Raw genomic sequence first — 25,752 nt, forward strand, 5'->3', positions numbered from 1 at the left:
GCATATATACAATTATGATAATTCCCAAATTGTATTAATAAAAATTGATTTGTTTCTTTTTCTTATTCTCTTACTATTCTAAACAGATATATAAATCCCAATAGTTCTAATAGACTTATAATTAACATAGGTATAGCAACAACCTCATTATATTTCATAGATAAAAATATTGAAGAAACAGTTGTAAATATAGTTTGAGCTAAAAATATTCCACTAAAAGTTTTTAATCTTGATAAAAATTGGGATTTTACTGACTTAGAGCTTGAATAATAAAATTTGAATATATAATAAACAAATATTACACTTATTATTGTTATAGCTATTTCAAAAGACCATACTGATAATAATTTTAGCATGGCTTTTCACCATTTATACATAACACTTTATCTAGAATATTTCTATTTTGAATTAAAAATTTTGAGGGGGAATATATTTGTCCATACCTAGGGCCTTCGGATATTATCAAATTGTTTTCTGTCAACACGTTTAAGTGATGAATCACTGTTTTATAGTTTACATCAAGCATTTTAGATATTTGATTTGCATTTAAAGGACCTTTTTCAAGGATTAATTCAATAATTTTCAATCTCATTTTCCCTCCTTTGCTTCCAACAAATACCCACCAAAATAAATGGTCCTCTTGTTTAAATTGCATTCGTTATATTGCACCAATATCATTATGTAAAATAGAAAAAATAAAAATTTTGATATTTGTTTTTTAAGAAGAGGCATTATAAACTGACCCTGTATAACCTGGTGCAACGTCACTAACTGGTATTGGATGAACTATCCAATATTCATTTACTATTTGCCATGATGATGTTGATGTATTGTAGTTATAGTATAATTCTTCTGTTACATTTAATACCAATTCATGTGGTGTTGGATTACTTGACGTTGGGAATGGAAATACTACAAATTGTAATGGGGCATAAGCCATTGCACTCGTTCCATGTATTACAACGCTTGGTGGGACTAATGAATACCATGTTACGTATTCATAAAGACTATTGAATTTATTCCATGTAGCATTTATCTGCTCTATACCAGTATAATTTCCGGTTAGTGGACCTCCTATCCAATGTAATACTGCGTTTGGAGCATATTCTTGAATAACTAATGAAGCGTTCTCTATTGCTATGTCATTCCAATGACTCATAGCTAAGGCTAAGACTAGTTGGCTTTGTATGTATTCTTGAGATGGATATCCAGCTATAACATCTGATAAAGTTAATGGCATTACTTTCCATACTTCATTTGTAAGCATGTATTGCCCATTAATGTATTGGTATGTTAACATCTCAGTTACATTTAATACCAACAAGTTTAGCGGATCGCTTGTTGGTGCAACAAAGAATTGAGCATAACCTGTTACTTGATATGTTGTTGAGTTAATCTGAGTTACTGATGGAGGTATTATAGTATACCAATATACTGTCTCATATGTATTGAAGAATTTATTCCATACGTTTGTTATTTGGCTAACACCGTTATATGTACCAGCTAGTGGACCTCCTATCCAATGTAATACTGCGTTTGGAGCATATTCTTGAATAACTAATGAAGCGTTCTCTATTGCTATGTCATTCCAATGACTCATAGCTAAGGCTAGAACTACTTGAGGTTGTTGACCATTGAATTGTAATGCTAGTTTTTTATATGAAGATGAAAGAGAATTATATGAGGAATTTATTGAGCTTAGCTCACTAGACAATTCGTTTAATTTATTATTTGTATTTGTAAGATTTTGACTAATTTGATTATATTGTGATTTCAATGAATTATATGATGATGAAGTCGCACTATACATATATCCTAGACCGGCTGCAGCTATTAACAAAATAACAGCCACAACCGTTACACCAATTAACTTACTATCCATGCTTATCGCCAATTATATAAAGAATAATTAATTTAAAATTTATTTTCCAAAATTATGCATCATTTTCATACAAATTGTAAATAAATTATTTATCTAGATAAAACATGATCATTTATTAGACCTATATAAAAACATAAGCTAATGGGGATAAGAGTGGAATATATATGGAGGGTTAGTGGTAATAAATTTGATAAACTAGAAAAAAGTATAGCTATAATCCCAATAGGTTCTCTTGAAAGGCATGGAGATCATTTACCACTTGGCACTGATACAACTGAGGCTTCCTATATTGCAGAAGAAGTTGCAAAAAAGATAAATGCACACCTATATCCACCAATATGGTATGGTTCTTCTATATATTTGGCTAAATTCCCAGGAACTATAAATGTTGATAGTGAAGCGTTTAAGCAATATACATTCAGCGTTTTAAAAGAAATTGCAAGAAATGGATATAAGTTGATCAGCATTATAAATGGCCATGGAGGTAACAGTAGCTTATTAAATATTGCAGCAAAAGAAGCTGCTTATAGCATGAATGTAACCTATATTATAATTGATTGGTGGAAAGATGTAGCTCAAGAAACTAGAAAGAAATTATTTAAAGAACCAGGTCATGCAGGCGATGATGAAACAAGTGCAATGTTATACATAGAAGGAGAAGATGTAGATATGAAATATGCAAAAGATTATGTTCCCTCTTGGATACCAAAGGTTTCAGTACAATCCCCGATAATTGAAAATTACCTTTATCCAAATGCCGTATTAGGAGGAGCAACAAAAGGTGATAAAGAAAAAGGAAGGCAATGGCTTGAAAGTGTTATTGAGGAAATTTCTAAGATTATTGAAGATGTTTACAAATTAATAAGTAAATAAAATAAAAACAATTTATTAGAGGTAGAAAATTAAAGGTAGAAAAAAATGACAGATGCTATAGTCGTTGAGAACTTAAAACATACATATGATGGGAAAAAATATGTATTAGATGATATTTCGTTTACAGTAAAAAAAGGAGAAGTTTTTGGTTTATTGGGAAGAAATGGTGCGGGAAAAACAACAACTATAAAAATTTTAACTACATTAATAATGCCAACCAAAGGAAATGTAAACATTTTAGGTTATAACATAAGAAAAGATGGTTTAGAGATAAGGAAGAGGATTGGACTAGTTCAACAATTACCTAGCATAGAATTCACTTCAGTAGAAAAGAACTTTGATATATATGGAATTCTGTGGGGATTAGGTAAAAAGGAAATTAAAAGGAAAACAGAAGAATTATTAAAAATCTTTGATTTGGAACAGGTTAGAAAGAAAAATGTTCTTGATTTGTCAGGTGGCGAAAGAAGAAGAATACAAGTTGCGAGAGAGTTTTTGCATGATATGGATATATTGTTTTTAGATGAACCAACAGTAGGTTTAGATGTTGTGATGAGAAGAAACTTGCTGAATTATATTAAAAAAATGGTAAACAGAGGATTAACAATTGTTTTTACAACTCATATGCTAGAAGAGGCAGAATATTTGTGCGATAGAATAGCTGTAATAGATAAGGGAAAAATAGTAGCAATGGATACTGTTGAAAACCTAAAGGCAAAATATGGTGGTAAAAAAACCGTTGAATTTATAATAAAAGGTGTAAATCAAGAAAAAATTATTGATAAAATCAATGATTCTAAAAACCTTGTAAAAATGAATGAAAATAAACTTATAATATTAACAGAAAATCCATATGAAGTTGTTGAAACTATAATAGATGAGGTTAGAAAAATTAATGGTAGAATAGAATGGCTAAATATAAGAGAAAATACATTAGAAGACGTCTTCTTAAACGTTATAGGTGAAGAAAATGGCATATCCTAAAATCATTAGATTAATTATTAGAAACATAATGGTAAACAGCGATCCAGGAACTTGGTTAATTTTGGTTGGAATGCCAGCAATGTTCTTAATATTCTTTAGTTATGGATACGGTTCAATGCTTTCTTCTATGGGGTTATCTTATATAAGCTATGCAAAATTTTTAGCTCCAGGAATGCTTGCCTATGAGACTTTAATAGCAGGAACTGCTACCGGATCGATGCTATGGTTTGATAGAAGATGGGGTTCTTTGGCCCAGATATTAGCAATGCCGTTCACTAGAACGGATTATTTGCTGGGATTAATTTTAAGTACAGTAATATTTGCAATAATGGGAAATGCAGTTCTAATAATAATATCATATTTCATTATACCTGGTCTCACCTTTTCTATTTTAGGATTGTTAATAATGGTTTCAGTTTTAATCATTGGATCTTTATTGTTCGGATCCTTTATGCTTATCTTAGCTTCATATATAAAATCTCAAAATGCATACAATAGTATTCAAATATTAATAATATTTTTAATAAATTTCGCATCCACAGTTTTTTACCCTGCTTCCTCTTTGCCCAAAATCTTAGAATATATCTTTTACTTAAACCCATTGACATATATCGCAAATTTGATGAGAGATGGATTCCTAAAGACTATAAAACCTACTGATATTAGCATAATAGATATATATGAGTTAATAGGGTTAATAATATTATCAATATTATTAATATTGATTGCAAGATATTCATATATGAGATCTGAAATTAGGTTTGAATAAGATCATTGGATAATTTTTTGCGATATTTTTTCTTCTCCAGAAGTTTTCTCTAATGGAACTCTATTAATATCATATCCAAAGATATGCCATGCCCCAGCAGCTAGTGCGCCAATCCCCCATAAAATCATATTGTATATTACAAATTCTAATTCTGTAAATGAAGCTGTTAAATATACTGATATTGTATATATTAACATTATTGGTGCTCTTATCAGGCCTACAAGAAATGCTCTAGATCTTGTTGGCATAAGAGTTGGTTCATATACTGTTCTTACTGCCCATCCGAATTCACTAAATATCATATTTAGGAATAGAAGAGGATAGAACATTACTATATAGTTCTTAAATAATGCTACATAAATTAATACAGGTATCATCGTTAAAAATCCTCCTAAATATGAAATGGTTGCAAATTTCCTTGTACCAAGCTTATCAACTAACATCATAGCAACGACTCCTCCAATAGATGCTCCTACATTAGCAAATAATACTACCAAATCTAGCGATAAACCAGTGAAATAGTAGTCTGCAATAACATATGCCATAAGGCCATAAGTTAAATACTGAGATATGCCTATTATTGCTAAAAAGGAATACCTAAAACCCAAACTTGTATTTTTTGTAATGTTTAAATTTATTGGTTCTTCCTGAATATTTAGACCACCTTTAATTTTATTTAATTCGTCTTTTGCCTTATTTGTTTTTCCCTTTACGACCAGCCATCTTATAGATTCAGGTAGAGAAAATCTTACAATTATGGCAATTAATGCCCCAACTAAAGCAACGATTCCCATCGATATTCCCTCAATTGCAAATGATGAACTTACATAATAAGTTAGGAATGCAATTAAAGATGCTATCACTGCCCCTATATTGTCGAAATTTGGCAATATAACCAGCATTTTCTCCCTATATTTTAATGGAAAAAGCTCTGCAATTAGAGATAGTGCAACTGGTACTTCACCCTCAACTCCTATAATGGCTATGGTATAGGCGGCCAATGTTACATAAATATTAGAGCCCCAAAAAGCAGAATTTAAAATAAAAATTATTGATCCTAAAGAATACAGAAACATTGTTATAAAAAATGTTGTTTTCCTGCCCAATGAAATGTCTGATAATCTTGATAATAAAAGATCACCAATTAATGGTATTGAAGAAACATAAACTAGGTAATATACATTATGATATTCAGGATAAGTTAATATTCCTAGTGTTGTTATAACCCCCCACATAAAAAATCCAATACCCAGCGATAAGAATGCTAATGTTAAGGTTCTATTCCATCCCATTTTATCAACGATTTTTATTATATCCGACAAGATTTTCACCCAATTGATTTACTACTAACAGTAGTAAAAAACTTTTCTTTATAAAGTTTTTTATATCGGATAAAAAAATATATAACCCTTTGTATACATTAAATAATAGGATTGAGGTGATTTTATTGTATTTTAAGTTAGCTAGAATAAATTTATCTGATCATAGTTGGAAGGAGGAAAAAATTGATGATAAATTATTACGAAATTTTATTGGAGGAAGAGGATTAGGAACTTATTTAGCACTTAAAGAAATACCCAAAGGTATTGACCCTTTTGATGAGAAAAACATGATTTTCATATTGACAGGACCTTTAACTGGAACAGGGGCATATGAATCTGGAAGATATCATGTTGTTGGAAAGAGTCCTTTAACTGGTTATTTAGGAGATGCAAATAGCGGAGGAGATTTTGGTCCTTGGCTTAGATTTGCAGGTTTTGATGGATTAATTATAGAGGGTAAAAGCGAAGATCCAGTTTGGTTAAGAATTGAAAATGGTGATATAAAGTTTAATGATGCTAAAGAACTCTGGGGAAAAGGAGTACATCATACTGAAAGAATTATAAGAGAAAAAGTAAATATGACTAGCGAAACTATGGGAAGCATATTATCTATTGGCCCAGCAGGAGAAAATAAATCAAGGATCGCTGCAATAATGAATGATAGATATAGAGCCGCTGGTAGAACTGGTCTAGGAGCAGTATTAGGAGATAAAAAATTAAAGGCTATATGGGCTTATGGAAAAAGGAATTTATTAAAGGAAATGTATGATCCTAAGAAATTTACTAATGAAGCTAAAAAATTAACTGACAAAATTATGTCAAATCCAGTTTCTCAAGCACTTACACAGCTAGGGACTCTAGTTTTAATGAATATGACAAATGCGTTAGGTGGCTTACCAACTAAGAATTGGACACAAGGTATTTATGAAAAGGCATTTGATATAAGCGGAGAGCATTTAGCAGAAAGCTATCTAAAAGCTAGGAAAGGATGTTGGGGGTGTACAATACAATGCTCTAGAGTATCAGAGGTTCCAGAAGGACCCTATAAGACGGCACTTAGCGAAGGCCCAGAATATGAAACTACATGGGCTCATGGTGCTAATATCTTAAATGGTGATATTGCATCTATAATAAAAATGAATTATTTAGAAAACGACATGGGATTTGATACAATAAGCTTCGGTAATACAGTTTCAACATTAATGGAATTATATGAGCTTGCAAAACAAGGAAAACTTGATAAAGATAAGGAAAAAGAACTTTTAGATTTGCTAAACATTAGCGGAATTGAGCCTACTTGGGGAAATAAAGATGCAGTAATAGAATTAATTTATTTAGCTGCTTATAGAAATAAAATTGGAGATCTTGTTGCAGAAGGAGCTAAGAGATTAGCAGAACATTTTGGTAAACCAGATGTTGCAATTCATGTTAAAGGTCTAGAGTTACCAGCTTATGATCCTAGGGCATTAAATAGCATGGCCTTAAGCTATGCAACCGCAAACAGAGGGGGATGCCATTTAAGATCATATAGTGTTGCATTTGATATGATTGGTTCTCCTGAAAAATGGGATCCACTAGCAAAAGATATTAAAAAGGTAAAGGGTGTAAAAGATCAACAGGATTGGTTTACAATTGTTGATTCTTTAGTTATATGTAAGTTTAACGTATTTGGAACTGGTCCAAATGATTATGTTGAAGTAATCAAAGCTATAACAGGATGGGAAGATATGACTGGTGAAGAATTAATGATTACAGGAGAGAGAATATATAATGCAGAAAGACTATTCGATGTTCAGGAAGGAGGGTATATAGATACATTGCCTAAGAGATTATATGAAGAATCCTTACCGGAAGGGCCAGCTAAGGGTCATCCTGGTAAAGAGTGGCTTGACTTCTTCTTACCAGAATATTATAAACTAAGAAATTGGGATAATGGAGTACCAAGCAAAGACATTATAATTAAATTGGGATTAGGAGAATTTTTAAACAGATAATTTTTTCTTTTTTATTAGGTGAAAATTTTGATAATAAAGGTGAAATTTATTCTTGACTATTACAAATTCATTGGAAAACATGAATTACTTTTAGATGTAAAAAATAATTCAACATTGTTAGATATTATTGATTACATTAATAATAACATAAAAAATGGCTTTAAAGAAAAAATAATTAATGGTAATGAAATAAAGTATCCAAATATGATTTTAATAAATGGGAGAAGAGCTGAATTTTTAAATGGATTGAATACTTCACTAAATGAAAATGATGAAATATTATTTTCCCCATTAGCTTATTTTGCACTATAATTTTTTAAAATTTTAAAACATAGACAGCATATATTCCTTTTCCAATTATTTATTTTTTAAAATTTTAAAACTAACAAATACATTATCCTATTTTTAATATATATTTACGCGATCAATAAATATATTAAAAATTATTTATTACCTTTTATTTTTATAAATTGTTTGGGAGAAGAAGTGAAAATAAAAGTTTTAACTATGGGAACCCTTTATATGATTACAAAAAAATTTGAAACAGAAATAGAATTCAAACAAAAACCAAAACTTATCGATGTAATCAATTATATGATAGAAAATAATCCTAAAATTAAAGATCAAATCATGAGCCAAGGAAAATTAGTTGATAATGTTTCTATATTAATAAATGGAAGGGAATACAGATATATGGATGAAGGAATAAATACAGGATTAAAAGATGGCGATGTTATAGCCATTGTTCCACCTGCAGGAGGAGGAATAAAATAAAGGATTAATACACTTTTAGCTCTTTTGTCTTTCTTGAATAAATCTCTGTAACGTAAAAAACTGCTATGATTATTGGAAGTATAGCTATGAACCCAATTCTTAAGCTGGTTATATCTACTAAAATACCAAGTAAGCTAGGCAATATAGCACCTATAACCATCATTGTAGAAAAGAAGTAGCTATTTGCAGCATTTCTCAGATTTATATCAAAAGTCCTTGATAATGTGATTATGCTTAATGTATATGTAAATCCATGAGGTATACCTAAAATTAATAATGCAACTACAAATATATATATGTTTGGTGATAGAAAAGCTACTATAAGTCCTATTATAGTTAAGGTTACAGATGTTTCTATTAATAATTTTATATTCGATGGAGGCCTGATAGCTAAAAGCAATCTCCCAAGGAATGACGTTATAAAGAATACAGAGTATAATAATATTGCTATTGAGTTACTGGCATGAAATACATTTTCTGCATAAATCCCATCAAAAGTTAATATGAATGCGAACGGTACTTGATAAGTTAAATTATTTAAAAGAGCTACCTTAAAACCATTATTTTTAAGGATTTTCCCAAATGAAGTATCAATTTTAGATTCGTGATCTTCATCAGGGAATCTTAAAAATGGAGATAATACTGGAACTAAGGCAGAAATAATCGTAAAGAACAGGAAGGATTGTCTTAAAGTATAATATCTTAATATAAAACCTTCAATAGCTGGACCTATTAAAAGAGAAGTACTTAATGAGAGAGAGTATATTGCTAGCATCCTTTCTCTTATTCTTCTATCCTCAAACAAACCAGCAGAAGTTATCAAATTTGGCATCAATGCACCAATGGTAAAACCTGCTAAGGCAGCAACTAACCAAATCGTTATTTGGTTAGACATATAAAATAAAGGAAATGTTAGGGTATATATGATGCTTGATATAATAAATAATTTTTTCCTTGTTTTACTTTTAATTTTCGTATTTATAAAATTGCTCATTATAAATGTAAAACCCATGAAAATTGTAGCTAATAAACCTATTTTAGTGTTATTAAAATTAAAAAGTTTTTTGGCTAACAAAGGCATAGTTGTACCGATCATATTATTTGACGCCCTAACTCCGAAGGTTATTAAGATTATAACTATGGCAATTGATATTAAGATGTTGTTTACATCACTTGACTTATTATCCATCGCTTATCGCCACAGTATAGCAATAAAAGAGGATTTTAAATTTGTATATAAATAATTTATACTCATAAATTCGAATCCATATTTCATAGCAATATTTTATTTTTACTATTTTATTAATATAGCAGGGGACAAAATGAGTAATAAGCAAGATCTTAGAGATAATCCTGAAGTAGTAAAAAAGATGACTTCTCTTCTTGCTCAAGGGGCTGCTATGTTAGATAAAACTTGTCCTGTATGTGGTTTACCTCTATTTCAAACAAAAAAAGGTGAAATTGTTTGTCCAGTTCATGGAAAGGTATATGTTGTGGAAAGTGAAGAAGAAGCAAAAGATATAGAGGTTGACGAAACTTTGAAGTCTCTTGAATATTTTATTTCAATTAAAATTAGGGAAAATATTAATAAAGATGATATAGATGAAATTAGCGATCTGTTAAAAATAATGGAATCGACCGAGAGAATTATAATGCTGAGAAAAGATATATTCAGCAAACAAAATCAGAAAGAAGATAAAAAATAATTTTTATTATTAAATTTATTAGTAACAATTTTAATATTGAAGTTGGGCCCGTAGCTCAGCCAGGATAGAGTGTCAGCCTCCGGAGCTGAAGGGCGCGGGTTCAAATCCCGCCGGGCCCATAAATATTAAAGTCATAAAAATCATTTACTTTAAATTTATAAATTTTTTAAATAATTAAATTTTAAATTTATTTATTCTTTTAATAATCACTCATTAGACAAGTTTTCATCATAATATATATTCATATTTTCTAATTCCTTCATAACATTTTTTCTAAATTCTAATATATAGGATCTTGGTACCTTATTTTCAGATTTTTTCAAAACAATTTCCTCAACTATATTGTATTTTTTATAAGTTTCATTTAATTTTCTCCAATCTATGCCTTTAAGAGCCTCTTCTATATTTTGATCCCTACTTAATATACCTAACAACATCATAACTGATATTATAGGGTATCCTACATAACCTCTTAGCTTCGTACCATTATCATTGCTATATACAACAAAACTTTCTTCAGTTTTCTTTATTACTATTTTGTATTCCTTATCTTTTTCACTGCTTATAACTTTTGCCAAAATATATTCATTATCAGCTTTTGTTATATGTACTCTGCCATCTGCTATTGCTCCTGCAGCTTCCAAAATTTTAATTTTTGGAGGTTCTTTCAATTTAATCAATAACGCCACCTTTCCATATTTATAATCATTATAAGTCTTAATATATTTTTAATATTTGTTTTTATACTGAATAAATATAAATTATAGAGTAAGTTTTAAATAGTTTCTCCACTAAATTAAGTTTTAGTAGGTGTATTCAAGGTGGGAGAAACCTACTATACCCTATTTGATGATTATAATATAAATAATATTAACCTTAATGCGAAACTTATTTTTAGCTCATTATTTAAAATAAAAACTAGTTATCTTGATAAATATGAATTTTGTGATCAATTTAATTCGCAATCTATAGATTGCAGCAATCTAAAAAAGGTCATAGAATTTATATCATGCAAGAGCGCGATTAAGTTATCATACATGAAATCTTCTATATCATTATATGATCAAACAATAAAAAAGAATATAGAGAGTGTATTAAATAATTGTAATAATGATTACATAAAGGAATCATTAAAGAACATCTTATCATTTCTGACATCCTATTCACCGTAAAATATGGAGTCCCCTAAAATAACTAAAATATAATATTTAATCAGAATCTTGAGGGGACTCGAGAGGTGAATAGCTCCTTTCCATAGTGATTCTAATTGCTAGGCTTCTCTTCATTTTCTTAATCAGAATGGCATTTAAACAAACTATGATAACTTTTTCTTTATCTACATTTAGGACAACATATTGCAACTTTTATTTTTATAAACATACTCATTATATTCCAATTTAGTTTAACCAATAGTTTACTATAATTACTTGTATAATTATTTTAAAAAAATTATAAAGTAAATAAATATTAGCTTAAAATATAAGTTATTATATGATATGAGAAAAACTTTTAGATATTTTAAGCTAAAATATTGTAATAGTGATAAAAGTGTTAACAATAAAAAATAATAAATCTGAGGCTATTATTAATGAAATTGGCGCTTATTTAGAAAAATTAACATTAAATGGGAAAAACATATTACTTCCAGGAAACATAATTAATCCTACTCATGGAGGAATGGCAATCTTAATTCCCTTTGCTAATAGGATAAAAGGTGCAGAATATGAATTCAATGGTAAAAAATATTTTCTAAAAAAGAATAAAGAAGGTAATGCTATTCATGGCTTAGTGTTAGATAAAAAATTCAGTATCCTTAAGGCTAATAAAGATTCTGTTTCTTTATCATATACATTAGAAGATGAAGGTTATCCCACGAGACTTGAAATAGAAGTAAAATATAGCATAGGAAATTCAAATTTAGAAACAGAGTTCTTTATAACAAATAATGGCAATAGCAATGCACCTTTAGTTGTAGGTGCTCATCCTTATTTTCTAATTGAAGGATATTGGAAAATTAATCCGAAGAAGGTGAAGAAGTGCCTATTATTTAATAAAATACCTAATGGGGAATTCATATATTATGAAATAGAGGGAAATATTGATTATGATGACTGTTTTTATATAGGTAATATGGTTGAATTAAGTTCTGACAACATTAATCTACAGATAGAAACTACTGACATGCCATATTTTCAAATCTATACGGGTGTAAAAGGGGCTGTTGCATTAGAACCCATGAGTGGTATTCCTGATGCTTATCATAATAAAATAGGTCTATATATAATTAAACCTGGAGAGAAGAAATACTATTCATTTATCATATCTCTTAAATAATTGTAAAAAGTGTTCATCTATTATTTATTTTTAATTTTTCCATATATTCTCTGTATGTATTAGCAATATCATCTAAAAGCAAAATACCCTGAAACTTGCCATTTTCCATTACTATTGCATATCTAGAGTTTTTCATACTTTCTAATGCTTCATAAATAGAAGAGTTCAACCTAATATAGTTTGGGGCAGGAGTAGCATATTTAGCAACCCATTCATCTTCTTTGGCTTTAATTATATTAGATAGCATTACTATACCGACTAAATTATTTAAATCATCTACAATTGGTAAACTAAATAGATTTAAAGAATTCATCATATTCATTGCTTTCTTTACGTTATCAGTTGGTTTTAAATAAATTTTTGAAATCTTTACATCAGAAACTTTTATTTTTGTTAATAATGGAATTGAGAACTCTAATGAATGTGCTGGAGATTCTGATCTATTAAAAGGCTGTTCAACGAATAATCCTTTACTATTTCTAGCAACAAGATAAGCTGATGCAAGTCCTATCATCTCTGCAGGCAATAATTGAAGCCCACCTGTCATTTCAACTACCATAATTATAACACTAAAAGGCGCATTAACAGCAACACCAAGAGTTGAAAGCATGCCCACAATCATAAATGGCATAGGACTAGAAACTATAGAGGGAAACATAAAATGAAAAGCAAATCCAACAGCCAAACCTGTAAATCCTCCAATAACAATTCCTGGAGCAAAAATTCCTCCTTTAGCACCAGATCCTATAGTAAAAGACGTTGCTAATATTTTTGCAAATGGTAACAAAAATATAGTTAAAATAAATGGGAACAAAGAGGGGGCCATATTATAGTTTGATATTTCCCAAAGCCAACCATAACCTTCTCCCATAACTTCAGGAAAAACCAGGGCTATTATCCCAGCTATTACTCCCCCAATTAGAGCTTTTTCTATTTGATTTTTATATTTTGAATCCATAAACTTTTTAATTCCAAATAATAAACTTGGATATAAAACAGCAATTCCTCCGCAAATTAATCCTAATATGATATAAAGAGGGAGCCTTTCTGGAGAAAAAGGTAATGTATATGTTCCGAATATTGGAGAAAAACCGGTAACAGATGAAAATAAAACATAACCAACACTTGATGCAATCAAGCCAGGATAAATGACGTTAGGTTCTATGTCTCTTTTATATAAAAGTTCCCCTGCTAAAAATGCTCCAGCTAAGGGAGTTTTAAATATAACACCTATCGCAGCCCCCATACCAACAGCAGTAGCTAATCTTCTATCTTCTGGATTACCACCAAAAAAATTGATAATTAACTGCCCAATTCCTGCTCCCGCATGAGAAGCAGGCCCTTCTCTCCCTGCGCTACCACCTAGACCTATTGTTATTGATGATGATATAATTGATGCAGGTATCTCTATTGGCTTAATTTTGTTCCCATTATGAAATGCTTTTATAGCTATATCGCTTCCTACTTCCTTTGTTTTCATTGCAATTGATACTAAAACTGATATAAGAGCCGAAATACCAACAATAATTGGAACAAATATTAATCTTTTTAATGATAAAAAATAATTAAAATAGATAAATTTGTCTGGATGAGGGATTTGGATTCCTATAATATCTTCCATTATCATTTTTTCTATAACATAAACGTTTAAATAATATAGTGAGAGATCTATTAGACCAATAGAAATACCTATTATTAATCCATAAATAAACCATTTTTCGAAATATGGCAAATCTGCGATTTTTTTCACGATTTACACCCAATCGCCGAAATTTTGGTAATTAAGCATTCTATGATTATCTATTAATATTAAGAATTTAAAGCTATATGATTAAAATTATTTGTTAATACGAATAAATATAAACTAATGATAATCAATTAAAAGATGAGGAAAAATGGTATATTTTAGATTAGAAAAGGAATTTAATAAAGATTCAAACGAGTTATGGAAATTAATTGCTGATATTAAAAGCATACCTAAATATTGGCATGGGCATAAAAGCATTAATATAATACATCAAGACAATAATACTATAGAGGCTATAGTAGAATTTGTATTTCCATCCAAAGCAAGAGTAAAATATGAATTAAATGAAAAAAATAAAGAAGTAATCTCTTACTATTTGGATGGCCCTTTTAAGGGTAAATCAATATTAAAAATTGATAAAGGAAAATTAATAAATGAATGGGATATTAAATTTAATGGAATATATAAGTTTCTGTCTTTTTGGGAAGTAAATCATTTCAAGAAAGGAAGCGAGGATGCATTAAATAGGATAGTTAACTATCAGATTTCTAATTCTACTTAGAAGAAATTTTAGCTTTTAAATAAATATAAGCGTTTTATTATCTAAAAGATAAAAACCATTTTAACCAACTTTCTATTATTTGCTGAAGAGATTGGTGCAAAAATTAATGTTAGACGAAAGCGATCCAAAGCCAGCAGAAACAGACTCAATAGCTAATTATCTAAGACTAAGAAGAACTACAACTTTAAAGAGAAAACTTTCATTTAGGGATCTCTTTTTCTTATCATTAGGAGGACAAGCTCCTTTTCTTTCATTGTTAACATATGCAACCGGTGTTATAATATACTCATTTCTATTTTCACCATTAATTATAATTTTAGGGGCCTTGCTAGTTTTAATAAATGGATTAGTCGTATATAAATTATCGAAAAAATATCAAGAAGCAGGTGGTTATTATATTTACGCAATGTATAGCCTTACCAGAAGGTTAGGTTTGGAAACCGGTTGGATGTACATATTTTATTCAGCCTTTTACGGCTCTGCATATATTGTTGGTGCGAGCTTTCTATTACATTATGTATTTAATTTAAATCCATTAATTTCAGCTTTAATTGTTTTTATTCCAGCTATTACATTCTTAATCATGGGAACTAAACCATCTGCAAAATATGCAGAATTTTCTGGTATAATAGAAATTGCGTTTATTGCATTAATTTCTATAATTGGTATTTACTTGGCTCATTTTCATTTTTACAATCCAATCCAAAAGGTTCCTTCTATAAATAAAATAGCCTTGGCTATATTGTTTGCAATTGGAATTCCAACCGGTTATGGTTCTATTACACCTCTTTCCGAGGAATCAATTAACCATAAAGATATAGGAAGAGCTGCTTTGCTGGTAATTATTGTAGGAGGATTAGTTACAGGTTTTGCGATATATGGCTTAATTGATGCTGGTCTATACACTTCTCAGCTTTCAAGCATTATTACTAGTTCCGTCCCTATATTAAATCTTTTAAAAGAAAACTTTGGAATAATTGCATTAATTTTTATGATTTATGCGGCTATAAGCGACGGAATTTTAGCCTCTTTATCTTTCATGCTTGGAACTTCAAGAACTGTTTATGCAATGGCGCAAAAGGAAATGCTCCCTAGCGTGTTTACATGGTTAAGAGGTAATGAACCAATAATGGCATCTATATTGACAGCTATAATATATGGAGCAATATCATTCCTAGGTTTAATTACAATAAAGAATCCATTTTATTTGTTTTTAGAGTTTGGAGCCATCGCTGGTCTTTCAAACGTTTTTGTTCATTTATCTGCTAATTTTTCTTTAGTTCTTTCATCCATAAGAGACCTTAAAAACAGAGCGAAAATTATTGGAACTTATGCTATAGAAAAAATTTTTAATTTCATAATAAATAAAACAACAGATTTAATAATTGGCATATCCGCAATTCTATTTTCATTAATAGTGTTATTATATTCAATGGCTACAGTAAACAAAATAGTTGAAAACTTATTTATGGGTTGGATTATTATAGGATTTTTATATGCTGAGATCGTTGATAGTATAAAACAGAACCACAATCATTAAACCTTTTTAACTATAGCATCTGTAATATTTATCCATTTAATTTGATATCCAAAAAAATCTAATACATCTAAAATCCAATCCCCATATTGATTTATCAATTGAGATAATTTAAGATTATTAAAGTCTTTATCCTTTAAGTTTTGCAAAAAATCATTTTTAATAAATATCTTCTTTAATTTTGTATATCCTTTAATGTTAAAACCTTCTTCCCTTATTTTTTCCTTTGGAATATTAAATTTTTTGGATATTTCATCAAACGTTACTATATCTTCTTTTAATTCTATATTATAATCATATTTTATAGAATTTGTTTTTATTAAATTATCATATATTTTATTTATTAAATAATAAACGCTCGCTATATTTATTGACTTTTTGAATTTTATTACATTTTCATTTTTGAAATCCTCATAACCCAAAGATTCATCAACTATTAAGATCAATGGCAATTTGATTTCTTTTACTTTTTCTGATTTTCTTCTCAAATATTCCTTCGTCCAAAAGCCAACTATTTCAACGTATATTTTAACATTATTTTTAACTAACAGAAAATCTGGTATAAAAACAGAATTACTAGCTATTAAAGGTTCTGGTTCTCTTATTATTTCCCAATCGCTAGCAACTACTTTCATTTTAGAATAGAAATCTTTTTCTATACTGCTATCAAATGAGATGTTTTGCTGCTGATTTAATGGGAAGAGAGCATCATTACTATTTGCCTCCAACAAATAAACCCTATTATATTTACCAACAAATTCGCCTTTAATCCTCCAATTTTTATTAGATATTATGATAGGCAATAACATTGATATTGATCTGCCATATCTTTCTGTAAGCCTAAGCAAGGATGCTGGTCCATAAATTTCAACATTAAATGGATCGCTATAAGCATTATACATAAGACCTAGTTTCTTTGCATTAAACAATAATTCTTTCCATTTGTTGCTTATATAAACATTAACTTTTAATGTTTTCATCAATGCTGTCTGAAGTAATTCAAAATTATACTCCCTTATCAAATCTTCTAGATCAATTTTTGGCACACTTTTTATTACCATTTCCTCTTCTAGATCAGAAAAAATATATTTCATAGGATCTACTCCTAAATCTTGTTTAATTTTATCTAATACCTTCATTTTTTCTTTTTCATCAATTATAGGTCCATATGAAAATATTCTGGATCTAATAATTTTAGGATCTATAGGAGATTTGCTTTCTATAACACTTTTCCTTAATAATAAAGTTGCTATTCCTTCTACCAATTTAGGATCATAAGCTTTTTTCAAGTACTTTATTTCTTCATTAAATTCACCTACTAAAATGTTTTCTTTAATAACTGACATTATTTCTTCTACTAGATCATAGTTTTCTTCTGATAAATAATTAAGGTATACCTTATCTTTTCTATATTTAACTCTTAATAAATCAGTGCTAAACATCTTTCCTTCTCCTCAAGCTAAGGCTATAGTCTGATGTACCTTTTGTCACAATTTCAACCAATTTTGCCCTTTTACCTTCTTTCATTCTAAGAATTCTTCCTAATCTTTGTATAAACTGTCTTCTTGTTCCATATCCCCCAACTATTATTGCTAAATTTGCATCTGGTATATCTACACCTTCATCAAATATATTTGATGCTACTATTACTTTGTATTTATTATTCCTAAAGTTATCAAGTATTTCCTTTCTCTCATCTTTAGGCGTTTTATAAGTTACAACTGGAATTAAAAATTCCTTAGAAATCCTATAAGCCATATTAGTATCCCTTGTAAAGATAATTATTTTATCTTCTTTGTATTCTTTAAGTAATTCTTTTAGTTTCTCAATTTTAGAATTTGAGTTTATAGCTATGTTATTAGATTCATACCATAAATGAAGTGCTTCTCTCGCCTGTTTATTTCTTGATGCATAATATAAAAATCTTTTGAAATCATTAAGATCTCTTAATTCTATATTTAATCTATTAAGTATATCCTTCATTTTAGATCTCATTTCTTTGTATTTTAATTCCTCATCAGGTTTTAGGTTAACATAAATTCTTTCAATATCATATTCAGAAAGGTATTTACCTGATAAGGTTTCTGTATTAATCCTATAGACAATTGGCCCAACTAAATCCAATAACATAACGTGCCTACCATCTTCTCTCTCAGGCGTTGCTGTTAATCCGAGTCTATATGGTGCTGGTGTAAGCTGAGCTATTTCCATATATCCTTCAGAAGGTAAATGATGTACTTCATCAAAAATTAAAAATGAAAACTTATTGCCCAAGGAATCAATCCTGGAATATGCGCTATCATAGGTAGATATCGTGATTCCATTTATATCATCATAACCCCCACCAATTCTACCAGGTGTTGTACCTAATTCCTTTACAATAGATTTGTACCATTGATCTAGTAGATCAATTGTAGGTACCATTATTAATGTAGATTGTTTTAAATGAGATATTGCCTTTAATGCAACATGCGTTTTACCAGATCCTGTTGGTAGGACTATTATACCCCTTTTTGTCTTTAGCCAAGATTCTAATGCTTTTTCTTGATATGTTCTAAGTTTTATTTTATCATTAATTATGGGAAAGGGTAAAGGTTGAAGTACATGGTCTTTTATATTTATTCCAGAGTCTTTATAATAATCATTAATTTCTTTATATTTATAAGCTAATGCTACATACTTCTTAATTCTTTCATCATATCTCATTTGTGGATTATATGTATCTGAAACTATTAGTCCTTTATAGTAATTTAACGTTACCATATTGCTTCCTTCAATTATATTTAATAAAATTATGAGTTAATAAATTCTAAGTTTTAATCCATATTTCATAAAGAATTTTTAAACTAAAGAAATTTATATAGGTTATAATAAAAGTAAAAATAATAAATGTATAAACATCTTAGAGAAACAAGAAGGGATAAATTTTGAGCACAACAGAAAGGAAATTGGAGCATATTGATATAGTAGTTAATGAAAATGTACAATCTAGAGAATCTACATTATTAGAATATGTCAGACTTATCCATAACCCACTACCAGAACATGATTTAAATCATATAGATCTTAGCAAGGATTTTTGCGGATATACATTAAGTGCACCATTAGTTATTACTGGAATAACTGGGGGTCATCCGGATGCAGAAAAAATAAATGATGCAATATCAAAAATTGTAAATAAATTTAATATCGCAATGGGTGTAGGAAGTCAAAGAGCAGCTATTGAAAATTCTAATTTAACTCATTCCTTTAGCATAGTCAGAGAAAATGCCCCAAATGCATTCCTTATTGCAAATATTGGTGTTGCACAACTTAACAAGGGGTATGGAATAAAAGAATTTGTAAAAGCAATAGAAATGATTAAAGCAAATGCTATTGCAATTCATATAAATCCTGGACAAGAAGCATATCAAGATGAGGGCGATACAGATTTTTCTAATCTTATATCGAAAATAGAGGAAATAAACGATCAACTAAATGTGCCAATAATAATAAAAGAAGTTGGAAATGGATTAAATAAAGGAATAGTTAGAGAATTAAGATCCATAGGAATTAAATGTTTTGATACAGCAGGCCTTGGAGGAACTAATTGGATAAAAACTGAAAGCATTAGATCTAGAAAGAAACATGGGTTTGCTTTAAAAGAGCCTGGAAAATTAGCTGATTTCTGGGGAAATCCAACAGCCTTATCAATAATTGAGACAAGAATAAGCGCAATTGATTCCTATATAATAGGAAGTGGAGGTATTAGGGATGGATTAGATGCTGCAAAAGCAATTTCATTGGGAGCAGATGTAGCTGGAATGGCATTTCCCATATTAAAAATATTAAAAATTGAAGGAGAAAAAGGGATTGAAAATTACATTAAAAATGTAATATATCAAATTAAAACTTCTATATTTTTATCTGGAGGAGAAAATGTTTATTCTTTATGGAAGACCCCATTAACAATTTGGGGAAGGTTAAAAGACGAGCTATTAATGAGAGGGATAGAACCAAATGAATATTTGAATAAGAGACTATACACAAAGTTATGGAGGATGAAAGACTATGTCTTATGAAACGCTTAATAAAATAAGTGAAAAATACTTACTACTAATAGATTCATATATTTCAGATATACTTAAAGGAGAGCCTGAACTTCTTTATAAAGCTGCAATGCATCTCATAAAGGCAGGAGGAAAAAGATTAAGACCAATGATAACCCTTGCATCCTCAAAAGCTCTTGGAGGTGCAACAAGCGAAGCAAAGGCAGTATATTACGCATCTGCTGTAGAGATTTTACATAATTTCAGTCTAGTCCATGATGATATAATGGATAACGATGATTTTAGAAGAGGAATACCTACTGTTCATAAAGTATATGGAATTAATTGGGCCCTATTAGCAGGAGATCTTATGTTTTCATATGCATTCTTGACACCATATTTGGCTATTAAATCAGGTGCGAATGAAAAGGAAGTATCAAGAGCTGTGGAAGTTATAGCAGAAGGCTCTAAGAAAATTGCTGAAGGACAAGGATATGATATCCTTTTCGAAAAAACATGGGATGTTGATGAAAAAGATTATCTTAAAATGATATACCTTAAAACAGGTGCACTTATAGAAGCATCTTCAAAATTAGGCGGTATTGCATCTAACTCTAATGATGAGATAATCGAGCTTCTTGGGGAATATGGTAGATTTACTGGTTTAGCATTTCAAATAAAAGATGATATATTGGGAGTTTTTGGGGATCCAGAAAAAACAGGAAAACCAGTTTATAATGATCTAAGAAGGGGTAAGAAAACCATTTTAGTATTATATGCAACAAGTAGAAAGAAAGAATGGAAGGAATTTTTCATGAAGCTTTTTACTGGAAATCAAAGCGATGAAGAAATAAAGGAGGCAGCAGATATAATAAAGGAATCAGGCTCCTTAAAATATGCAGAAGAATTAGCGAAAAATTATTACAATAATGCCTTAGAAAAACTTAATTCTATTGAAACTCTTGGTATTATAAAAGATGAAGAATCTTTTAAAGCGCTTAAAGAACTTGCAGAATTTTCAATTAATAGAGATAAATAGGGGAAGCAAAAATTGAGCGAGGAGTTAGAAAGTTTAGTTTGGAAATATACTTTACTAAATGCAATTGAACATAATGGTAAGGCACAAACGAATAGCGTTATGTCAATGATATTAGGGGAAAGAAGCGATTTAAGACAAAAAGCAAAAGAAATATCAAAATTGGTTAGCCTGTATATAGAAAAAGTTAACAAGATGAGCTTAGAAGAACAGAAGAAAGAAATAGAATCCTTAGGATTAAAGATAGAATCTAAAAAGAAAGAGAAAATAGAAGAAAAAACATTACCGCCTTTACCTAATGCTGAAATTGGAAAAGTTGTAACAAGGTTTGCACCAAATCCTGATTTCGTTATCCATATTGGTAATGCAAGACCGGCAATATTAAGTTATGAATATGCAAAAATGTATAATGGGAAAATGATATTAAGATTTGAAGATACAGACCCTAGAACAAAAACTCCAATAAAGGAGGCGTATGATTTAATAAGGGAGGACCTAAAATGGCTAGGAGTAAAACCTGATGAAGAATACATACAAAGCAAAAGACTTGATATTTTTTATGAAGTAGCAAAGGAGATGATAAAAAAAGGTTGTGCATATGTAGATAAATCTGGGGATGAAGGTAAAAAGTTACTTTCTAATGGTATCGCACCTCCAAATAGAAAATCAAGTCCAGAAGAAAATATGGAAGAATTTGAAAAAATGCTAGGAAATTATTACAAGGAAGGAGAAGCAGTATTAAGAATTAAAACAGATGTTAATCATCCAAACCCAAGTATAAGAGATTGGATAGCATTCAGAATAATAGATACATCATCTCATCCACATCCAATTGTAGGAGATAAATATGTATTATGGCCAACATATAACTTTGCAGTTAGCGTTGATGATCATTTATTGGGTATAACTCATGTATTAAGGGGTAAAGAACATGAGCTTAACACAATGAAACAAGAATATGTATATAAATGCATGAATTGGAATATGCCTAACTACATTCACTTTGGAAGATTAAAGCTAGAAGGCTTTATAATGAGCAAAAGTTATATAAGAAAAATCATGTCAGAAAATCCAGGAAATTTCTTAGGATATGATGATCCAAGATTTGGGACAATTTCAGGGTTAAGAAGAAGGGGGATCCTACCAGAATCAATAAAAGAAGTTATATTAGAAGTTGGAATAAAAATAGGAGATGCAAAATTAAGTTGGACAAATTTAGCTTCCGTAAATAGGAAGAAGCTGGACCCCATGGCTGATAGACTTATGTTTGTCGCTAATCCAGTAAAAATAACTGTTGAGCAGCCTTCATGTATTGAAGCCAAAATTCCATTGCATCCAGATAAACCGGAAAAATATAGAATAATAAAGGTATGCAATGGTGATGAAGTATACATTGATGAAAATGATTTAAAATTGAAAAGGTTTAGACTTATGGAATTAGGAAACTATGAACATAAAGATGGTGTATTAAAATTCGTGAGCAAGGATATACAAGATGCTAGAAAAGAAAAGTTACAAATAATTCATTGGGTTTTAGCTAAAGATTCTAAAAAAATGCTAATTAGGGAACCAGAAGGACTTCAATTCAAAGACTACAATGGGGTAGTAGAAAATTATATAATCAATTACAATAAAAATGCCAGACTTCAATTTTTGAGGTTCGGATTTATAATAATTGATAGCATTGATCCATTAGTTGGATTTTTGACTCACAAATAACAACTATTTTCATAAATATTAATAGATATATAAAGGAAAACTTTCAAATTAAATTTTAATAATTCTATATTCTAATTATAGGTAGGAGAAAAATTGATACCTCAGGCAGGTTTGGGCAATCAAATAATATACCTAAACATAAATGCCATTTTGTATCTAATTAGTGGTATTGTTGCACTATCAGTTAGTTATGTTTCTTTCAAGTATAGCAAAATTATAGAAGAATCACTTTTAAACTATATAAGTTTCGGTTTTATATTGTTAGGCCTAGGTTTAGTTATACAAGGATCTCTAATGATTTTACTTTCATTTAATATAGCTAGGTTTTCTGAAAATATAAAAACAATTTATATATCATCTGTTATGTATCTAATATTACAGGTTATAGCTTACATAATAATAAGTGTTGGCTATTCCAAAAAAGCTTATTGGAATTCTGGAGAGGCTTTAATTTCAATAATATTTACTAAAAAAAGGGAATATTTTTTATTGGGTGCATATATATTTGATGCATCTCAAATAATCATTATTTTTCTGCTAAGTTTAATCGTTTTTACTGGATATTTGGTCCATATGAAGAATAAGAATACGTTTTCATTACTAGTATTAATAGCGTTTTCATTAATGTTGATCTCTCATATAACTTATTTACTTTCTTCATTAATGTTTTCAATAGATGATTATTTCATAGCAAATATTATACAATTTCTTGGATTCCTATCATTATTAATATTTTTAATAAGGAGTGGTCATATTGGTAGAACAGAAGAAAAATAGATCAAGAGTTAAAATATACTTAGATATCTTAGAAACGATAGAAAAAGAAGAAAAAGCAAGATTAACTAGAATTATGTATAATGCGAATATTCCATATGATAGATTATTAAAATATATTGATGAGCTAAAACAAAAGGAAATCATTAATGAAATAGTAGATAATGATAGCAGATATTATGTTTTAACTAATAAAGGGAAAGAATTTGTTAAAGAATTAAAAAAAATCGAGTCATTCTTGAGAGGATTTGGTCTTAATCTCTAAATTCCCAAACGTCTAAATGATGTGACCTTTAGTTATAGTTTTTTCACGATTAAATACTGAAGAATAATTGTAAAATAAATATAAAGATAGTATTTATTTATGAAGTAAAAAGAATAAAAAAAGTAAATCTAAATCCAATGAATCCTAAGAGAATCTTCCTTTAAAGATGAAAGAGTTTGTGCATTACATAATATCTTTGGAAAAGTTGGCTCAAAATACAACAATTTCTCTTAATAAAAGTTCTTATTAGTATTATAATATATGATCATAAGAATTCTGGTTCTCTATGTTTTATGAATGTTCCATTAGATAATTCCAAAAATGCCTGTTCCAATTGTTCTTGCGTGTTCATTACTATTGGTCCATACCAAGCTACTCTTTCCTTTATTGGTTTCCCTGCTAATAACAAAAACCTAACCCCCATATCACCAGCTTTTACATCAATCTGTTCCCCTTCTTCTGAAAGTACATATGCTCTATAGCTATCTATTCTCATTCCATTTAATAACCCATATCCTACAAATGGGTAAATTATTGCTTTGAATCCAGGCTTTACACTATAGGAAAACGAAGCTTCAGGTTCTAAATTAACATCCATATATATTGGCTCAATATAGTTTGATGCCTTTAGCCCCCCATAATTTAATGCACCTTCATAATTCTTATACTTACCTGCAATAACTTTAACCTTGCCACCTTCATCCAAGTCTACTGAAGGAATTGAATCTGGTTTTATGCTTCTATACGCAGGTCTTGTCATTTTTAAACTAGCCGGTAAGTTAATCCATAATTGAAAACCTGATACAGTATTATCTTTAAGCAATGAAATTCTATCTTCAAAGGGTTTTGGCATTTCTTGATGAAATATTCCACTTCCAGCAGTCATCCATTGTATTTCTCCGGGTCTTATTATGCCCCTATTACCTTCACTATCTTCATGCTCCACAGTTCCATTAAGCATATATGTTACAGTTTCTATACCCCTATGAGGGTGCCAAGGAAAACCCATGATATAATCCTCTGGATTAGACGATCCAAAATTATCCAAAAGAAGAAAAGGATCAGTATATGTTACAGATCTCATTCCTCCAAATACCCTTTTTAATTTAACTCCAGCTCCATCATAGGTTTCTTTAGCTGTATATATTATGTTTATTCTTTTTCTCTCCATTGAGTTCACCTAAAATCATTTTCACTTATACAACCAGTGTTTTTAAAACTTTGTAATAATTTTAGAAGTCTACTTTTAAAGACCTATTAATCTTATTTAGGTTTGAATTAAAATAAAATTATAAAAGTGAATATTAAATGCTCTAAAGAAAATTACAAAGAATTTTACAAATAATTCGTTTTTAACTCTTAATAATTTATTATATAATTTATAAACTTTTTATTATCAATAAAAACTATTATGGATAACAGGATTAGGATAGACGCTTTGTCTAT

26 protein-coding genes and 1 tRNA gene are annotated in these 25,752 nt (G+C 29.4%); 17 read left to right on the plus strand and 10 right to left on the minus strand.

Annotated features, from left to right (window positions below; all coding sequences use genetic code 11):
• Positions 1 to 62: 62 nt before the first annotated feature.
• From CALAG_RS01245 to CALAG_RS01255, 3 genes are all read right to left on the minus strand, one after another.
• Positions 63 to 356: a DUF8036 family membrane protein gene (locus CALAG_RS01245; protein WP_015231936.1), complete on the minus strand. Its 294-nt coding sequence runs from the start codon at positions 354 to 356 to the stop codon at positions 63 to 65.
• On the minus strand, positions 350 to 655 hold the full coding sequence (locus tag CALAG_RS01250; protein WP_048816657.1) for a winged helix-turn-helix domain-containing protein: 306 nt from the start codon (positions 653 to 655) through the stop codon (positions 350 to 352). The genes CALAG_RS01245 and CALAG_RS01250 overlap by 7 nt, the downstream gene beginning before the upstream one ends.
• 63 nt (positions 656 to 718) lie before the next feature.
• Entirely contained in the window at positions 719 to 1,882 is a 1,164-nt protein-coding gene (locus CALAG_RS01255; protein WP_015231938.1) for a nuclear transport factor 2-like protein, read from the minus strand.
• A gap of 153 nt (positions 1,883 to 2,035) precedes the next feature.
• On the opposite strand from CALAG_RS01255, the gene CALAG_RS01260 reads away from it, so the two are divergent.
• The 3 genes from CALAG_RS01260 to CALAG_RS01270 are packed head-to-tail and all read left to right on the plus strand — an operon-like array spanning position 2,036 to position 4,508.
• Entirely contained in the window at positions 2,036 to 2,755 is a 720-nt protein-coding gene (locus CALAG_RS01260) for a creatininase family protein (protein ID WP_015231939.1), read from the plus strand.
• Positions 2,756 to 2,800: 45 nt separating this feature from the next.
• Complete coding sequence (locus CALAG_RS01265; protein WP_015231940.1) at positions 2,801 to 3,739, plus strand: ABC transporter ATP-binding protein; 939 nt, start codon at positions 2,801 to 2,803, stop codon at positions 3,737 to 3,739.
• Entirely contained in the window at positions 3,726 to 4,508 is a 783-nt protein-coding gene (locus tag CALAG_RS01270; protein ID WP_015231941.1) for an ABC transporter permease, read from the plus strand. The genes CALAG_RS01265 and CALAG_RS01270 overlap by 14 nt, the downstream gene beginning before the upstream one ends.
• 2 nt (positions 4,509 to 4,510) lie before the next feature.
• Here the strand turns inward: CALAG_RS01270 and CALAG_RS01275 are convergent, their stop codons facing one another.
• A complete protein-coding gene (locus tag CALAG_RS01275; RefSeq protein ID WP_015231942.1) occupies positions 4,511 to 5,839 on the minus strand; it encodes an MFS transporter in 1,329 nt (442 codons plus the stop codon).
• Between the two features lie 107 nt (positions 5,840 to 5,946).
• Between CALAG_RS01275 and CALAG_RS01280 the strand changes: the two genes are divergently transcribed.
• The 3 genes from CALAG_RS01280 (at position 5,947) to CALAG_RS01290 (ending at position 8,598) form a co-directional block, all read left to right on the plus strand.
• Positions 5,947 to 7,824, plus strand: coding sequence for an aldehyde ferredoxin oxidoreductase family protein (locus CALAG_RS01280; protein WP_015231943.1), 1,878 nt, complete (start codon positions 5,947 to 5,949; stop codon positions 7,822 to 7,824).
• Positions 7,825 to 7,851: 27 nt separating this feature from the next.
• Positions 7,852 to 8,136 (plus strand): MoaD/ThiS family protein, encoded by a 285-nt coding sequence (locus CALAG_RS01285; protein WP_015231944.1) that lies wholly within the window; start codon positions 7,852 to 7,854, stop codon positions 8,134 to 8,136.
• Positions 8,137 to 8,310: 174 nt separating this feature from the next.
• Positions 8,311 to 8,598 carry a MoaD/ThiS family protein gene (locus CALAG_RS01290; protein ID WP_015231945.1) on the plus strand — a complete coding sequence of 96 codons (288 nt, stop codon included), beginning with the start codon at positions 8,311 to 8,313 and terminating at the stop codon, positions 8,596 to 8,598.
• A gap of 4 nt (positions 8,599 to 8,602) precedes the next feature.
• Here CALAG_RS01290 and CALAG_RS01295 read toward each other — a convergent pair whose 3' ends face one another.
• Positions 8,603 to 9,787, minus strand: a complete 1,185-nt coding sequence (locus CALAG_RS01295; protein WP_015231946.1) for an MFS transporter — start codon at positions 9,785 to 9,787, stop codon at positions 8,603 to 8,605.
• A 133-nt stretch (positions 9,788 to 9,920) separates the two neighbouring features.
• Between CALAG_RS01295 and CALAG_RS01300 the strand changes: the two genes are divergently transcribed.
• Together CALAG_RS01300 and CALAG_RS01305 are read left to right on the plus strand one after the other, a co-directional pair.
• On the plus strand, positions 9,921 to 10,304 hold the full coding sequence (locus tag CALAG_RS01300) for an Sjogren's syndrome/scleroderma autoantigen 1 family protein (protein WP_015231947.1): 384 nt from the start codon (positions 9,921 to 9,923) through the stop codon (positions 10,302 to 10,304).
• 44 nt (positions 10,305 to 10,348) lie between these two features.
• Positions 10,349 to 10,423, plus strand: a tRNA-Arg gene (locus CALAG_RS01305).
• Between the two features lie 87 nt (positions 10,424 to 10,510).
• On the opposite strand, the gene CALAG_RS01310 is transcribed toward CALAG_RS01305, so the two are convergent.
• Positions 10,511 to 10,984 (minus strand): hypothetical protein, encoded by a 474-nt coding sequence (locus CALAG_RS01310; protein WP_015231948.1) that lies wholly within the window; start codon positions 10,982 to 10,984, stop codon positions 10,511 to 10,513.
• A 141-nt stretch (positions 10,985 to 11,125) separates the two neighbouring features.
• Here CALAG_RS01310 and CALAG_RS01315 point away from each other — a divergent pair, with 141 nt between their 5' ends.
• A complete protein-coding gene (locus CALAG_RS01315; protein WP_015231949.1) occupies positions 11,126 to 11,476 on the plus strand; it encodes a hypothetical protein in 351 nt (116 codons plus the stop codon).
• Positions 11,477 to 11,852: 376 nt separating this feature from the next.
• Complete coding sequence (locus CALAG_RS01320) at positions 11,853 to 12,638, plus strand: aldose 1-epimerase (protein ID WP_216475974.1); 786 nt, start codon at positions 11,853 to 11,855, stop codon at positions 12,636 to 12,638.
• Between the two features lie 13 nt (positions 12,639 to 12,651).
• Here the strand turns inward: CALAG_RS01320 and CALAG_RS01325 are convergent, their stop codons facing one another.
• Complete coding sequence (locus CALAG_RS01325; protein ID WP_015231951.1) at positions 12,652 to 14,388, minus strand: chloride channel protein; 1,737 nt, start codon at positions 14,386 to 14,388, stop codon at positions 12,652 to 12,654.
• 145 nt (positions 14,389 to 14,533) lie between these two features.
• Between CALAG_RS01325 and CALAG_RS01330 the strand changes: the two genes are divergently transcribed.
• Together CALAG_RS01330 and CALAG_RS01335 are read left to right on the plus strand one after the other, a co-directional pair.
• Positions 14,534 to 14,947 (plus strand): hypothetical protein, encoded by a 414-nt coding sequence (locus CALAG_RS01330; protein WP_015231952.1) that lies wholly within the window; start codon positions 14,534 to 14,536, stop codon positions 14,945 to 14,947.
• 106 nt (positions 14,948 to 15,053) lie between these two features.
• Positions 15,054 to 16,487, plus strand: coding sequence for an APC family permease (locus CALAG_RS01335; protein WP_157463143.1), 1,434 nt, complete (start codon positions 15,054 to 15,056; stop codon positions 16,485 to 16,487).
• On the opposite strand, the gene bax1 is transcribed toward CALAG_RS01335, so the two are convergent.
• Together bax1 and CALAG_RS01345 are read right to left on the minus strand one after the other, a co-directional pair.
• Entirely contained in the window at positions 16,484 to 17,926 is a 1,443-nt protein-coding gene (bax1, locus tag CALAG_RS01340; protein ID WP_015231954.1) for an endonuclease Bax1, read from the minus strand. The two genes, CALAG_RS01335 and bax1, sit on opposite strands and share 4 nt — an antisense overlap.
• Positions 17,919 to 19,247, minus strand: coding sequence for a DEAD/DEAH box helicase (locus CALAG_RS01345; RefSeq protein ID WP_015231955.1), 1,329 nt, complete (start codon positions 19,245 to 19,247; stop codon positions 17,919 to 17,921). Before CALAG_RS01345 ends, bax1 begins: the two co-directional genes overlap by 8 nt.
• Positions 19,248 to 19,411: 164 nt before the next feature.
• Here CALAG_RS01345 and fni point away from each other — a divergent pair, with 164 nt between their 5' ends.
• The 5 genes from fni to sso10a all read left to right on the plus strand — a co-directional run bounded on the left by fni (position 19,412) and on the right by sso10a (position 24,306).
• Positions 19,412 to 20,545, plus strand: a complete 1,134-nt coding sequence (gene fni, locus CALAG_RS01350) for a type 2 isopentenyl-diphosphate Delta-isomerase (protein WP_015231956.1) — start codon at positions 19,412 to 19,414, stop codon at positions 20,543 to 20,545.
• Positions 20,535 to 21,551 (plus strand): polyprenyl synthetase family protein, encoded by a 1,017-nt coding sequence (locus CALAG_RS01355; RefSeq protein ID WP_015231957.1) that lies wholly within the window; start codon positions 20,535 to 20,537, stop codon positions 21,549 to 21,551. Before fni ends, CALAG_RS01355 begins: the two co-directional genes overlap by 11 nt.
• A gap of 12 nt (positions 21,552 to 21,563) precedes the next feature.
• A complete protein-coding gene (locus CALAG_RS01360; RefSeq protein ID WP_015231958.1) occupies positions 21,564 to 23,267 on the plus strand; it encodes a glutamate--tRNA ligase in 1,704 nt (567 codons plus the stop codon).
• A 93-nt stretch (positions 23,268 to 23,360) separates the two neighbouring features.
• Positions 23,361 to 24,044 (plus strand): hypothetical protein, encoded by a 684-nt coding sequence (locus CALAG_RS01365; protein ID WP_015231959.1) that lies wholly within the window; start codon positions 23,361 to 23,363, stop codon positions 24,042 to 24,044.
• Positions 24,022 to 24,306: an Sso10a family chromatin protein gene (sso10a, locus tag CALAG_RS01370; protein ID WP_015231960.1), complete on the plus strand. Its 285-nt coding sequence runs from the start codon at positions 24,022 to 24,024 to the stop codon at positions 24,304 to 24,306. The genes CALAG_RS01365 and sso10a overlap by 23 nt, the downstream gene beginning before the upstream one ends.
• Positions 24,307 to 24,571: 265 nt before the next feature.
• Here the strand turns inward: sso10a and CALAG_RS01375 are convergent, their stop codons facing one another.
• Positions 24,572 to 25,477: a pirin family protein gene (locus CALAG_RS01375; protein ID WP_015231961.1), complete on the minus strand. Its 906-nt coding sequence runs from the start codon at positions 25,475 to 25,477 to the stop codon at positions 24,572 to 24,574.
• Positions 25,478 to 25,752 lie beyond the last annotated feature (275 nt).

It is taken from the genome of Caldisphaera lagunensis DSM 15908 (assembly GCF_000317795.1).
Taxonomy (GTDB): domain Archaea; phylum Thermoproteota; class Thermoprotei_A; order Sulfolobales; family Acidilobaceae; genus Caldisphaera; species Caldisphaera lagunensis.

Excerpts from the sequence above, each read along its gene's own strand:
- CALAG_RS01245 (WP_015231936.1), bottom strand. The coding sequence starts at position 356 with ATGCTAAAATTATTATCAGTATGGTCTTTTGAAATAGCTATAACAATA.
- CALAG_RS01250 (WP_048816657.1), bottom strand. The coding sequence starts at position 655 with ATGCAATTTAAACAAGAGGACCATTTATTTTGGTGGGTATTTGTTGGA.
- CALAG_RS01255 (WP_015231938.1), bottom strand. The coding sequence starts at position 1,882 with ATGGATAGTAAGTTAATTGGTGTAACGGTTGTGGCTGTTATTTTGTTA.
- CALAG_RS01265 (WP_015231940.1), top strand. The coding sequence starts at position 2,801 with ATGACAGATGCTATAGTCGTTGAGAACTTAAAACATACATATGATGGG.
- CALAG_RS01270 (WP_015231941.1), top strand. The coding sequence starts at position 3,726 with ATGGCATATCCTAAAATCATTAGATTAATTATTAGAAACATAATGGTA.
- CALAG_RS01295 (WP_015231946.1), bottom strand. The coding sequence starts at position 9,787 with ATGGATAATAAGTCAAGTGATGTAAACAACATCTTAATATCAATTGCC.
- CALAG_RS01300 (WP_015231947.1), top strand. The coding sequence starts at position 9,921 with ATGAGTAATAAGCAAGATCTTAGAGATAATCCTGAAGTAGTAAAAAAG.
- CALAG_RS01330 (WP_015231952.1), top strand. The coding sequence starts at position 14,534 with ATGGTATATTTTAGATTAGAAAAGGAATTTAATAAAGATTCAAACGAG.
- CALAG_RS01335 (WP_157463143.1), top strand. The coding sequence starts at position 15,054 with ATGTTAGACGAAAGCGATCCAAAGCCAGCAGAAACAGACTCAATAGCT.
- bax1 (WP_015231954.1), bottom strand. The coding sequence starts at position 17,926 with ATGTTTAGCACTGATTTATTAAGAGTTAAATATAGAAAAGATAAGGTA.
- CALAG_RS01345 (WP_015231955.1), bottom strand. The coding sequence starts at position 19,247 with ATGGTAACGTTAAATTACTATAAAGGACTAATAGTTTCAGATACATAT.
- CALAG_RS01355 (WP_015231957.1), top strand. The coding sequence starts at position 20,535 with ATGTCTTATGAAACGCTTAATAAAATAAGTGAAAAATACTTACTACTA.
- CALAG_RS01375 (WP_015231961.1), bottom strand. The coding sequence starts at position 25,477 with ATGGAGAGAAAAAGAATAAACATAATATATACAGCTAAAGAAACCTAT.